The organism is Bradyrhizobium sp. AUGA SZCCT0160 (genome assembly GCF_018130105.1).
Lineage (GTDB): Bacteria > Pseudomonadota > Alphaproteobacteria > Rhizobiales > Xanthobacteraceae > Bradyrhizobium.
Window position 1 is genome coordinate 173,578 of record NZ_JAFCMD010000002.1, and the last position, 12,202, is coordinate 185,779.

13 protein-coding genes and 1 other RNA gene are annotated in these 12,202 nt (G+C 63.4%); 7 read left to right on the plus strand and 7 right to left on the minus strand.

What is annotated here, in order from left to right; translation table 11 throughout:
• Positions 1 to 126: 126 nt before the first annotated feature.
• Positions 127 to 1,134, minus strand: a complete 1,008-nt coding sequence (gene gap, locus JQ558_RS04395) for a type I glyceraldehyde-3-phosphate dehydrogenase (protein ID WP_192736872.1) — start codon at positions 1,132 to 1,134, stop codon at positions 127 to 129.
• 295 nt (positions 1,135 to 1,429) lie between these two features.
• Positions 1,430 to 3,412, minus strand: coding sequence for a transketolase (tkt, locus tag JQ558_RS04400; protein ID WP_212292998.1), 1,983 nt, complete (start codon positions 3,410 to 3,412; stop codon positions 1,430 to 1,432).
• Positions 3,413 to 3,762: 350 nt separating this feature from the next.
• Here tkt and JQ558_RS04405 point away from each other — a divergent pair, with 350 nt between their 5' ends.
• Positions 3,763 to 4,083: a DUF4164 domain-containing protein gene (locus JQ558_RS04405; RefSeq protein ID WP_192736870.1), complete on the plus strand. Its 321-nt coding sequence runs from the start codon at positions 3,763 to 3,765 to the stop codon at positions 4,081 to 4,083.
• Positions 4,080 to 4,463: a cell division protein ZapA gene (locus JQ558_RS04410; RefSeq protein ID WP_212292999.1), complete on the plus strand. Its 384-nt coding sequence runs from the start codon at positions 4,080 to 4,082 to the stop codon at positions 4,461 to 4,463. The genes JQ558_RS04405 and JQ558_RS04410 overlap by 4 nt, the downstream gene beginning before the upstream one ends.
• 44 nt (positions 4,464 to 4,507) lie before the next feature.
• Here JQ558_RS04410 and JQ558_RS04415 read toward each other — a convergent pair whose 3' ends face one another.
• On the minus strand, positions 4,508 to 4,807 hold the full coding sequence (locus JQ558_RS04415; protein WP_212213199.1) for a BrnA antitoxin family protein: 300 nt from the start codon (positions 4,805 to 4,807) through the stop codon (positions 4,508 to 4,510).
• Entirely contained in the window at positions 4,788 to 5,048 is a 261-nt protein-coding gene (locus JQ558_RS04420) for a BrnT family toxin (RefSeq protein ID WP_212293000.1), read from the minus strand. The genes JQ558_RS04415 and JQ558_RS04420 overlap by 20 nt, the downstream gene beginning before the upstream one ends.
• A gap of 164 nt (positions 5,049 to 5,212) precedes the next feature.
• Here JQ558_RS04420 and ssrS point away from each other — a divergent pair.
• The 5 genes from ssrS (at position 5,213) to JQ558_RS04445 (ending at position 9,433) form a co-directional block, all read left to right on the plus strand.
• Positions 5,213 to 5,373: non-coding RNA, 6S RNA (gene ssrS, locus JQ558_RS04425), on the plus strand.
• Between the two features lie 116 nt (positions 5,374 to 5,489).
• Positions 5,490 to 6,065 carry a 5-formyltetrahydrofolate cyclo-ligase gene (locus JQ558_RS04430; protein WP_212213193.1) on the plus strand — a complete coding sequence of 192 codons (576 nt, stop codon included), beginning with the start codon at positions 5,490 to 5,492 and terminating at the stop codon, positions 6,063 to 6,065.
• 3 nt (positions 6,066 to 6,068) lie between these two features.
• Positions 6,069 to 6,896 (plus strand): TIGR00282 family metallophosphoesterase, encoded by an 828-nt coding sequence (locus JQ558_RS04435; protein ID WP_212213190.1) that lies wholly within the window; start codon positions 6,069 to 6,071, stop codon positions 6,894 to 6,896.
• 21 nt (positions 6,897 to 6,917) lie between these two features.
• Complete coding sequence (locus JQ558_RS04440; RefSeq protein WP_212293001.1) at positions 6,918 to 7,559, plus strand: hypothetical protein; 642 nt, start codon at positions 6,918 to 6,920, stop codon at positions 7,557 to 7,559.
• A gap of 92 nt (positions 7,560 to 7,651) precedes the next feature.
• Positions 7,652 to 9,433, plus strand: coding sequence for an adenylate/guanylate cyclase domain-containing protein (locus JQ558_RS04445; RefSeq protein ID WP_249142340.1), 1,782 nt, complete (start codon positions 7,652 to 7,654; stop codon positions 9,431 to 9,433).
• 5 nt (positions 9,434 to 9,438) lie between these two features.
• On the opposite strand, the gene ppk2 is transcribed toward JQ558_RS04445, so the two are convergent.
• From ppk2 to JQ558_RS04460, 3 genes are all read right to left on the minus strand, one after another.
• Positions 9,439 to 10,359, minus strand: a complete 921-nt coding sequence (ppk2, locus tag JQ558_RS04450) for a polyphosphate kinase 2 (RefSeq protein WP_212293002.1) — start codon at positions 10,357 to 10,359, stop codon at positions 9,439 to 9,441.
• A 232-nt stretch (positions 10,360 to 10,591) separates the two neighbouring features.
• Positions 10,592 to 11,536: a phosphatidate cytidylyltransferase gene (locus JQ558_RS04455; protein WP_212293003.1), complete on the minus strand. Its 945-nt coding sequence runs from the start codon at positions 11,534 to 11,536 to the stop codon at positions 10,592 to 10,594.
• Positions 11,533 to 12,165 carry a lysophospholipid acyltransferase family protein gene (locus tag JQ558_RS04460; RefSeq protein WP_249119687.1) on the minus strand — a complete coding sequence of 211 codons (633 nt, stop codon included), beginning with the start codon at positions 12,163 to 12,165 and terminating at the stop codon, positions 11,533 to 11,535. The genes JQ558_RS04455 and JQ558_RS04460 overlap by 4 nt, the downstream gene beginning before the upstream one ends.
• Between the last annotated feature and the right edge of the window lie 37 nt (positions 12,166 to 12,202).

The window sequence follows — 12,202 nt, forward strand, 5'->3', positions numbered from 1 at the left end:
TGCGGCGTGAAGCGCCGCTGTGCAGAACCGGGACCCATGGTTGGGCTGGTCGCGGTGCAAATGGGTCCCGGCTCTGCGGAGCAGCGTGAGGAACGCTGCACCGCGCCCGGGACACGAGACTTTAGCTTACAGCAGCTTCCCCATCGCCACGGCGGTGTCGCCCATGCGGTTGGAGAAACCCCATTCATTGTCGTACCAGGACATCACCCGCACCAGCGTGCCGTTCTGCACCTTGGTCTGGTCCACATGGAAGGTGGACGAGTGCGGATCGTGGTTGAAGTCGATCGAGACGTTGGGCGCGGTGGTGTAGCCCAGGATGCCTTTCAGCTCCTGCTCGGAAGCGCGCTTCATCGCTTCGTTGATTTCCTTCACGTCGGTGGCGCGCTTGGCGACGATCTTGAGATCGACCACTGAGACGTTCGGGGTCGGCACGCGGATCGCGACGCCGTCGAGCTTGCCCTGAAGCTCGGGCAGCACGAGGCCGATCGCCTTGGCCGCACCGGTGGAGGTCGGGATCATCGACATCGCTGCGGCACGGCCGCGATAGAGGTCGCTGTGCAGGGTGTCGAGTGTCGGCTGGTCGCCGGTATAGGCGTGGATCGTGGTCATGAAGCCGGTTTCGATACCGACGGTGTCGTTCAGGACCTTGGCGATCGGGGCCAGGCAGTTGGTGGTGCAGGAACCGTTGGAGACCACGAGATGGTCGCGGGTCAGCTTGTCGTGATTGACGCCGTAGACGATCGTGGCGTCAGCGCCATCCGACGGCGCGGATACCAGCACGCGCTTGGCGCCGGCGGTCAGATGCGCAGTAGCCTTTGCTTTGGCGCTGAAGATGCCGGTGCATTCCATCGCGATATCGACGCCGAGTTCCTTCCACGGCAGTTTTGACGGATCGCGTTCGGAGGAAACCTTGATCTTGCCGTTGCCGAGGTTGATCGAGTCGCCGTCGACGGTCACGGTGCCGGGGAAACGGCCATGCACGGAATCGAAACGCAGCAGATGGGCGTTGGTCTCGACCGGGCCGAGATCGTTGATCCCTACGACTTCGATATCCTTGCGGCCGGACTCCGCAATCGCCCGCAAGATATTGCGGCCGATGCGGCCAAATCCGTTGATCGCGACCCGGATTGCCATGCTCGTTTCTCCTTTAATAGCTGGTGTCACCCCCGCGGAATGGCTCCACGGCGGTGCTTACGGCGGATCGCCCGGTTCGGCCGGGCGAGAACGGTCAAGATGAGCTTTTAGGTAGACCTTTTTGCCAACAAGCTCAACCGTCTGCAGAGCGCCGCAGAGTTGAAGTTCCTGCAATGGTTGCCGTCAGGAACTTCAACTCGACAAGCGGCGCTGCAAAGTTAGCTGTCGTCTACTGCCCTTTTGTGTCCGAAGTTCGCAGGGCCGCAAATGGCGCGCGAACTTCGGAAACGGGCACCTATAGGCGCTTCAGGGCAGCGTTAACTACAGCCTCGGCAGTAATGCCGAAGTGCTTGTAAAGGTCCTTGGCGGGCGCGCTGGCGCCGAAGCCGTGCATGCCTACGAATTCACCATCCTGGCCGATCACGGCGTCCCAGCCCCAGCGTACCGCGGCCTCGATCGCGATCTTGACCGGTGCGTTGCCGATCACGGACTTCTGGCGGTCCGCCGGCTGCGCCAGCAGCAATTCGAGCGAAGGCACCGAAACCACCCGCGACGCGATGCCGCGTTCGGCCAGCTGCTTCTGGGCGGCGACCGCGATTTCGACCTCGGAGCCGGAGGCGAACAGCGAGACCTTTGCCTCGCCTTGTGCGGCGACCAATTCATAGGCGCCGTGGCTGCAGGGATTGTCGTTCGGGGCAGTGGTGCGCAATTGCGGCAGGTTCTGGCGGGTCAGCGCCAGCACCGTCGGGCCGTCGATGCGGTTGAGCGCGAGCTCCCAGCATTCGGCGACCTCGACGGCGTCGCAGGGCCGGAACACGCGCATGTTGGGAATCGTGCGCAGCGCCGCCAGATGCTCGACCGGCTGATGCGTCGGTCCGTCTTCGCCAAGCCCGATCGAATCATGGGTCATGACATAGACGACGCCAGCGCCCATCAGCGCCGCGATCCGCATCGCCGGCCGCGCGTAATCGGTGAACACCAGGAAGGTGGCGCCATTGGGCGCAAAACCGCCATGCAGGAAGACGCCGTTCATGGCCGCGGCCATGCCGTGCTCGCGGATGCCGTAATGGATGAAGCGGCCCTTTGGCGTCTTGGCGGAAAACGCCACAGCCGATTTCGCCTTGTTGTTGTTGGAGCCGGTCAGATCGGCCGAGCCGGCGAGGAATTCCATCGGCATGGCGCCGGCGATCGCCTCGATCGCCGATTCCGAGGATTTCCGGGTCGCGACGTTCTGCGGCGTCTCGAGCAGCTTCTTCTTGTGGTCGCGCAGCGCCTTGGCGAGCGAGGCCGGGCGCTCATGGCGCAGCCGGCGCTCGAATTCGGCGCGCTTGCGCGGACCCAGTTCGCCGAAGACACTTTCCCATTCCTGGCGCGCGGCAGCGCCGCGGCTGCCGGCGGCGCGCCACGCTTTGAGGACGTCGTCAGGCACCGAGAACGGCTCGAGCGAGATGCCGAGCTTTTCCTTGGCGCCCTTCAGCTCTTCGGCGCCGAGCGCCTCGCCATGGGCTTTTGCGGTGCCGGCGCGGGTCGGCGCGCCGAAGCCGATCGTGGTCTTGCAGGCGATCAGCGACGGCTTGTTGGATTTCTGAGCGCGGGTGATCGCGGCGGCGATTGCCTTCGGATCGTGGCCGTCGATCAGTTCGGCGGCCCAGCCGGCCGACTTGAAGCGCTTCACCTGGTCGACGGAATCGGCGAGCGAAGTCGGGCCGTCGATCGAAATGCCGTTGTCGTCATACAGCACGATCAGCTTGTTGAGCTTCCAGTGCCCGGCCATCGCGATCGCTTCCTGCGACACGCCTTCCATCAGGTCGCCGTCGGAGGCGAGCACATAGGTGTGATGGCCGACCACCTTCTTGCCGAACTCGGCCGCGAGCATCTTCTCCGCCAGCGCCATGCCGACCGAAGTCGCGATGCCCTGGCCGAGCGGACCCGTCGTGGTCTCGATACCCTTGGTGTGGAAGTTCTCGGGATGACCCGGCGTCAGCGATCCGAGCTGACGGAAATTCCGGATCTGGTCGAGCGTCATGTCCTTGTTGCCGGTCAGGTACAGCAACGCATACAGCAGCATCGAGCCGTGCCCGGCCGAGAGGACAAAACGGTCGCGGTCCGGCCACTTTGGTTCGGCGGCGTCGAATTTCAGGAACTGGGTAAACAGCACGGTCGCGATGTCGGCGGCGCCCATCGGCAGGCCCGGATGGCCGGATTTCGCCTTCTCGACGGCATCCATGGCGAGGCCACGAATCGCATTGGCCATACGGGAATGATCGACCTGCGTCATGATGAAAATCCGCTTGAAATGAGGAGGTTGATGTCCGCCCGCCGGCGAACTGCAGTGATGGGGCTGCCCTTCGGCAGAAGGACTTAAGGGCTGGATAGCACCTCAATTCCCGGAGTCCAAGGCTCAGGAAACGCACTTCCGGTGCGAAAGGTTGCTTATCCGTATGATCCGGAAGAGCGGATACCGGGTTTCCACGGGACCGGCGCGAAGCTCGCCCGATCTACCGGTGCATAGCTTCGCGCGGGCGTTGCGCTGTCCTCGCTTGCCACGTAAATTTAGCGGCCTAACCGCTTGCCGAACCGCAGATTTTGCTGAGCGGCCGGCTTAACCGAAGGTGCGCGCTGTCTCTCATGAGCGATCGTCCCGCCAACGGGGCCGGCAACCCCGAGCTCGCCTTTGCCGACATCGACGCTGCAACAAGGCGGCTGATGGCGGCGCTGGATGCGCTGGAAGCTGCGGCCGAGCGGCGGCGCGATGCCGACCGTGACGAGAATGAACTTGCGAGCCGGATCCAGGCACTCGGCGCCGACCGCTCGCGTCTCGCCGACGAACTCGACGGTTCGCTGGTGAAGACCCGGCGGCTGGAGCGCACCAACCGCGAGATATCGGAAAAACTCGACGCCGCGATCGGCACCATCCGCGCCGTGTTGGACGCCGGAGAAAGCTCATGAGCCACATCAACGTCACCATCAACGGCCGGCAGTACCGCATGGCCTGCGAGGAAGGGCAGGAGGTGCGGCTGCTCAAGCTCGCCGAGAGCCTCGAAGCGCGTGTCGAATCGCTGCGCGGCAAGTTCGGCGAGATCGGCGATGCGCGGCTTACCGTGATGGCGGCGCTGACCGTGTGCGACGAACTGCTCGACGCCAACCAGCGCATCCGTGCGCTCGAGGAAGAACTCGAAGCCTTGCGCAATGTGCGCGTCGCAGCCACCGATCGCGCTAGGACGACGCAGACTGCGGTCGCCAACGCGCTCAATGCCGCGGCCGACCGCATCGAAAAGACCACGCAAATGCTGAACCGCACCATCGGCGGCGGCGTCGCGATCGGTTAGCGATTTTCTTATCGCCCCGCCTGGCAAAGCTTGCCGGGCTCGGCCTAGCCGGCGGCCTTGCGCCTCACAACCTTGACCAGAGCCTCATCAATCCTGCTCTGCCAACCCGGCCCGCCACGCTTGAAGTGATCGATCACTTCCGGGCTTAGTCGGATAGAGACGGGCTTCTTGGTCGGCGCCTTGTTCGGGCCCCGCCCTCTGCGCAACTCCGGAAAGACCTCATAGAAGGGGCGGGCTTTCGCGAAGTCTTCCTTCGTCCACTCCGGATTGTCACTGACTGCGCGCATGTCGCTCGCAGTGTAGCCCTTCTTGGAAGGGCGCTTCTTAGCGGCGGCTTTCTTCATATGCCTTCCTCTCAATGCTGCAGGCGGGGCGCATGCTGATGATGCTGATGACCTCCTTGCCGTAGTACGCGAAAACGACGCAGATGACTCCGCGGATGTTCACGCCGATGGCGCGGTGGCGATTCCCGAGCGCCGGAAGCACAAACGCCTGATCGAAGAACCTCTCATTGAGGTCGGCGAAGTCCATTCCGTGCTTGGCAAGGTTTGCAAGGCGCTTCGGCTCGTCCCAAATGATTTTCATTGATTAAATCGTATATACGAAATAATCCTGCGTCAATGGCAAAGGTCGGAAGCGAGATGTCAGTGCGATTCCGGGGGGCCCTCTGGGAGAGGGTGCCAACTCATTCGCTTGTGTATCGCGCGTTAGCGCTGGCGGATTGGACCTTTAACGCCTACATTGGGTGGGCGAAGCTGCGTCGCGCGTCAGGAGCCATATATCCCCGGGGCCTTATCGATCCTTCAGGGAACTGTCCCTGGCCGGGTCCGTGGATCCGGTCATATGGTGCCCACCTACTTTCGTAGGGAACTCCGGGATCGAGCGCTTCAACGGCCTCTGCGGCTTCGCACTTTGTTTCGGTTGATTTTTGCGTCGCGCTTTTACTCTACCGGCTTCACCACCCAGGCCCTGCAACTTTCGCTTCGTCCGTCTTCGCGGGCGATGTTCGGCGGAACAGAACGCTGCATGACGGCAAGTGCTTCGAAAGCAGACCTTCGCGCTGCCGCTTTGGCAAAGCGCGATGCATTGAGCGATGAGCAGCGCGCGGCGGCCGCACAGGCCCTCGCCAAGCGCGGCCTGCCGTTTGAGATCACGCCGGGCATGGTCGTGTCGGGTTATTCGCCCATCCGCAACGAGATCGACCCGGCACCCTTGATGCGCAAGCTCGCGGAAGCGGGCGCCAGGCTGGCGCTCCCGGCGGTGATGGCGCGCGGCAAGTCGCTGGCCTTCCGTGCGTGGTCCGGGAACGATCGGCTGATGCTCGGGCCACTCGGCATTCCCGAGCCTTCGCCGGCCGCCGCTGAACTCATTCCCGACATCATGTTGATCCCGCTGGCGGCGTTCGACGCCGAGGGGCACCGGATCGGCTATGGCGCCGGACATTACGATTTCACGCTGGAGCATTTGCGCAAGGCGAAGGCCGTTACCGCCGTCGGCACGGCGTTTGCCGTGCAGCAAATAAAGGCGGTTCCGGCCCAGCCGCACGACGTGGCGCTGGATTATGTGCTAACGGAAAAGAAAGTGTTCGATTTCCGGAGCTGAATTTTGCGCATCCTCTTCATCGGTGACGTCGTCGGCAAAACCGGCCGCACCGCCATTTCAGAACATCTCCCGGGCATGGTCAGAGACTGGTCGCTCGATCTCGTCATCGTCAATGGCGAGAATTCGGCCGGCGGCTTCGGCATCACCGAGGCGATCTACCAGGAATTCCTCGACGCCGGCGCGGATGCGATCACGCTCGGCAACCACGCCTGGAATCAGAAGGAGGCGCTGGTGTTCATCGAGCGCGCGCCGCGCCTGATCCGCCCCTTGAACTTTCCGCGCCATACGCCGGGCCGCGGCGCCGCGCTGATCGACACCAAGAACGGCAAGCGCGCGCTGGTCATCAATGCCATGGGCCGCGTCTTCATGGAGCCGCTCAACGATCCGTTCAACGCGGTCGGCAAGGAGCTCGACGCCTGTCCGCTGCGTGAAGCCGCCGACGCCATCGTGGTCGATTTCCATGGCGAGGCGACCAGCGAGAAACAGGGTATGGGATTCTTCTGCGACGGCCGCGCCAGCCTCGTGGTCGGCACCCATACCCATGTGCCCACCGCCGATCACCAGGTGCTGCCCGGCGGCACCGCCTATATGAGCGACGCCGGCATGACCGGCGATTACGATTCGATCATCGGCATGCAGAAGGAGGAGCCGCTGCACCGGTTCGTCACCGGCATTCCCTCGGGCCGTTTCGAACCGGCGTTCGGTGTCGCGACACTAAGCGGTGTCGCGGTCGAAACCGACGATGCCACCGGGCTGGCGCTGCGAATAGCGCCAGTGCGGGCGGGCGGCAGGCTGGAGCCGGCGGTGCCGGGATTTTGGACCGGCCACTGAACCGGCGTGCGAGAAGGTGTGATGCAAAAGTTTCTGGTCTTCCTGCTCGCGTTGTTGCTGTCGCAGCCGGCGTCCGCGCAAAAGCTCACCCAGCGCCCGGTATCGCAGAACCCGGTATCGCTGGAAGACATGACCGGGCGGCTGGAGAAGTCCGCGATCGACACGGCGAAGGTCGCGCCGAAGGGGGCGGCAAGAGGCTCCTCGGTGGATTTCTCCTGGGCCTCCAGTGCGGAAGAACATCGTGCGCTGGCCAAGCATGTGCTCGTGCTCGTCAGCGTGGTGACGCAGGACCAGGCCGAGCTGCCGCTGCGCCGGGTCTATGTGAACATCGACGGCCGCGAAACCGAACTGGTCAGGTTGAGCAGCCAGCTCAGCGCCGTCCGGAAAGGCTCGAAGACCTATTCGATGCTCGGGCCTTATCGTGAGGACGGCTTCTACCTCGCGCCTGCCGGCGCCATGATGGCGGACGGCTATCTGCAGGCCGATTTCGCGGTGCGGCGGAACGGCTTCAATCTCTACAAATTGCCGGGGACGCCACCGGATTTCATCAAGGCGGACAGCAATCCGGTGCCCGGGCCCGACGCCAAGCCGGAAACGCCGGTGCTCAAGGCGATGCTGCTGCGCGAGTACAAGGGCTTCGAATTGCCCGCAGGCCTGCGCTAGATTCCGGCGGTGCCCGCTTTTGGTGAGCTGGCGTGCGCTACCTTGCCATGCTTTGATGCAACCGGACGGATCGTTTCGATCGTGGAGGTTGTTTGGCCAGCGAGCGCTTGGAACGGCGGTTGGCGGCGGTGGTGGCGGCTGATGTCGCCGACTACGGCCGTTTGATGCGCGTGGACGATGCGCGGACGCTGACCGACCTGAAGAGAGCTAGAAGGACCCTGATCAACCCGGCCGTTGCGGCGCATCGCGGCCGCATCGTGAAAACCGTCGGCGGCGAGATGCTGGTCGAGTTCCCCAGCGCCGTCGACGCGGCGCAGTGCGCGATCGAAGTTCAGCGCGGCATGGCGACGCAGAACGCCGCCGTGCCGCAGGACAAGCGCATCGAATTCCGCATCGGCATTCATCTCGGCGACCTCATGATCGACGAGAGCGATATTTTCGGCGACGGCGTCAACATCGCCGCGCGGCTTGAGAAGCTGGCCGAGCCCGGCGGCATCTGCATCTCCGACGACGCGCACCGGCAAATCCGGGGCAAGGTCGGCGCCATCTTCGATGACCTCGGCGCGCAGACCCTCAAGAACATCACCGAGCCGATGCGGGCATGGCGAATCCGGATCGGCGGCGAGCCGCCTTCTGTGGCCGCACCCTCGAACAATCCGGTCCCGTCCAGCCCGCCTCCTGCGCTTCCCGATATGCCGTCGATCGTGGTGCTGCCGTTCCAGAACATGAGCGGCGATCCCGAGCAGGAGTATTTCGCCGACGGCATGGTCGAAGAGATCATCACCGCGCTGTCGCGCTTCAAATCGCTGTTCGTGATCGCGCGCAATTCGAGCTTCACCTACAAGGGCAAATCCGTCGATATCAAGCACGTCGGGCGCGAACTCGGCGTGCGCTATGTGCTCGAAGGCAGCGTCCGCCGGGCGGGCGACAGGGTTCGCATTTCCGGCCAGCTGATCGAGGCCGCGACCGGCACGCATATCTGGGCCGACCGGTTCGATGGCGGGCTGGAGGACGTATTCGGCCTGCAGGATCAGGTGACGACCAGCGTCGTCGGCCTGATCGCGCCACGACTCGAACAGGCCGAGTTCGAGCGCGCGCGCCACAAGCCGACCGAGAAGCTCGACAGCTACGATCATTATCTGCGCGGTGCGGCGCTGCTGCATCACCGCTCTTCGCTGGTCGACGCATACGGGTTCTTCAGGAAAGCCATCGAACTCGATCCGGAATACGCGGCGGCGCACGCCATGGTGGCCTGGACGTGGATGGCCCGGCAGGCCGTCGATGGCCTGCCGCTCGCCGCCGAAGATCGCGCCGAAGCCATCCGGCATGCACGGCTGGCGGCGCGACTGTCGGAAGAAGATGCGTTCGTGCTGTCACGTGCCGGTCACGTCCTGACCTATCTCGGCCACGAATATGACTATGGCGTTTCCCTGGTCGAGCAGGCGGTCGCGCTCAATCCGAATCTCGCCATCGTGTGGTATTCGCGCGGATGGGTCTCGCTGATGTGCGACGAGACCGAGCGCGCGATCGAGAGCTTTGACCGCATGATCAGGTTGAGCCCGCTGGATCCCTTGCGGATCAGCGCCTGGGACGGCGCCGCACACGCCCTGTTCTCGCTCGAACGCTATGAGGAAGGCTGTGTCGCGGCGATGAAGGCGATGCAGTTCAACGTCAATGCCCATACGCTGGGGGCGTTGATCATCAACGCGGTGCGCGCCGGCCGGACCGAGGAAGCGCAAAAAGCGGTCAGCCGGCTCTTGAAGATTCAACCCGGTTTTCGGACGTCTCACGTGGCGGAGGCCTATCCCGTCCGCCGCGCCAAACGGCAGGACGAGATATCAGCAGCGCTGCGCGACGCGGGTTTGCCGGACTAGCTCGTTTAGTAGCGCGCCGGCACGTACATCTCCGGCGGGACCGGCCCGCGCTGGTAGTCCGGATGGCGCACGCGCGGCGGCAGGATGACGGGATCCTGCGGGACCTCGCTGTAGGGAATCTGTTCAAGCAGATGGGCGATGCAGTTCAGCCGCGCCCTCTTCTTGTCGACGGCCTCGACCAGGTGCCACGGCGCTTCCGGAATATGGGTGCGCTCCAGCATCGCCTCCTTGGCCTTGGTGTATTGCTCCCAGCGGCTGCGCGCCTCCACGTCCATCGGGCTCAGCTTCCACTGCTTCAAGGGGTCGCGGATCCGCATCGTGAAACGCAGATGCTGCACCTCGTCGGTGATCGAGAACCAGTATTTGATCAGGATGATGCCGGAACGCACCAGCATGCGTTCGAATTCCGGCACCGAACGGAAGAACTCCTCGACGTCGGCTTCGCTGCAAAATCCCATCACCCGCTCGACGCCGGCGCGGTTGTACCAGCTGCGGTCGAACAGCACGATCTCGCCGCCGGCCGGCAGATGCGAGACGTAGCGCTGGAAATACCATTGGGTGCGTTCGCGCTCGTTCGGCGCCGGCAGCGCGGCGACCCGGCAGACCCGCGGATTCAGCCGCTGCGTGATGCGCTTGATGACGCCGCCCTTGCCGGCTGAATCGCGTCCCTCGAAGATGACAACCACCTTCAGCTTCTGGTGCTGCACCCAGCTCTGCAGTTTGACGAGTTCACCCTGCAGGCGGAACAGTTCCTTGAAATAAAGGTGACGGTCGACGGTTTTCTCTGATGTATCGCCCTCGAATTCGGTGGTCAGCGCGTCGAGGAGGTCGTCGTCGATCTCGAGTTCCAGTTCCTCATCGAAACTGTCCATCATTTCCGCGTGGATGCGGTCATGGATCGAGCCATCCAGTGGTTTTTCGGTCATCGAGGTACTCCGCCCAAGAAAGCGTAAAGGAAATGCACAGCATCACCGTTAGTTTCAAATGCGCATGTCAGCGGTGTGACAGCGCACGCCGGGCAAAGCGTTTTCGAGCGAAGCATGCCCTCTTGATGCGGGGGTGACTGCGGACATGCAAAATCGACGCGAATGATCCATCGCCGGCCTTTGCCAATCGCCAATCAAAAGCCAGTGATGCGGTTGGTCGTTTTCCGCTTTTTTAAATTGTCCACCAGTAGCGGGTGATGTGGAAGAAGATCGGTGCGGCAAAAATCACCGAGTCGAGACGGTCGAGCATGCCGCCGTGGCCCTCGATCATGTGCCCCCAGTCCTTCACTCCACGGTCACGCTTGATCGCTGACATGACGAGACCGCCGAGGAACCCCATAAGGTTGATAATCAGCGCCATAATCCCTGCCTGCCAAGGCTCGAACGGCGTGACCCACCACAGGGCGGCGCCGATCAAGCTCGCGCTCGCAACTCCGCAGACGAATCCCTCGACGGTCTTCGAGGGCGAGAGCAACGGTGCGATCTTGCGGCTGCCCAGCAGCTTTCCCCAGACGTACTGAAGGACATCGCTCGATTGCACCACCAGTACCAGGAACGCGATCAGCAATACCTGACGCCCTTCATAGTCCGGGATCGGCAGGGTGAGCAGAGCCGGTACGTGGGAGATACAGAAGACGCAGATCATCAGGGCCCACTGCACTTCCGCCACCCGTCGCATGAAGTTCGTCGTGTCGCCGCGCAGCGCCGCGACGATTGGCAGCAGCAGGAAGGCGTAGACCGGGATGAGGATCGAATAGAGGCCGTACCACTCGATCCAGACAAGATAGTATTGCAGCGGCAGCACGATGAAGAACGCCGCGCCCAGCGCATAGTGATCGCCACGGCGCGTCGGCAGCAGCGTTATAAATTCGCGCAGCGCCGTGAACGATGCGAATGCGAAGAGCGCGATCAGGCCCGCCTTGCCGAAGGCAAAGGCGAAGCTGATCACGCAGACCATGACCCACCAGGCCTTGATACGGGTGTTGAGATTGTCGATGACGGCGTTCGGGCCCTCGGCCGCGTACCGGCGCTGGAGCAGGAAGCCGATCAAGGACGCGACGATGAGGACGACGACGATGCCGCCGAACAAGGCAAGCGTTTGCTCGGTGACCGTCATTGCGCGGCCGCCCTCGCTGCAGCCGCGGCGAGCAGAGCCGCGCGCGCTCGCCGGAGAAAGGCGGACTTGTCCTCCTGCGCCGAAATCGTGAGCGGGACTCCGAACGTCACCGTGCACAGCAAGGGGATAGGAAATACCTCGCCCTTCGGCATCATCCGGTTGAGGTTTTCCAGCCATACCGGCACCAGCTCGACCTGCGGCCGCGCCATCGCGAGATGGTAGAGCCCACTCTTGAACGGCAGCAGTCGCTCATCGGTCACGTTGCGGGTGCCCTCGGGAAACATGATCAGCGAAGCGCCCGCATCGAGCGCATCCGTCATCAGCTTCATAGGGTCGCCGTTGCGCGCCGCCCAATTGCGGTCGATCAGCACCGAATGGAAGACGCGGTCGGCGAAGAAGCGGCGGGTCGCGTTTGCGTTCCAATAGCCCGATCCCGCAACCGGCCGCGTGTTTCGTCGCATGACAGGTGGCAGCACCGTCCAGACCAGCACCGAATCACCATGACTGGTGTGGTTGGCGAAGTAGACGCGGGAGCGCGCGTCTGGCGCGCAGCCCTGCCACTCGGCTCGCACGCCGGTGACCCCGCGCGCAAGGAGGGTTACGGCCGTGCCAAACAACATGTCGATCATCGACCATGCCCGCATTTTCAAGAGACGAGCGCCACTG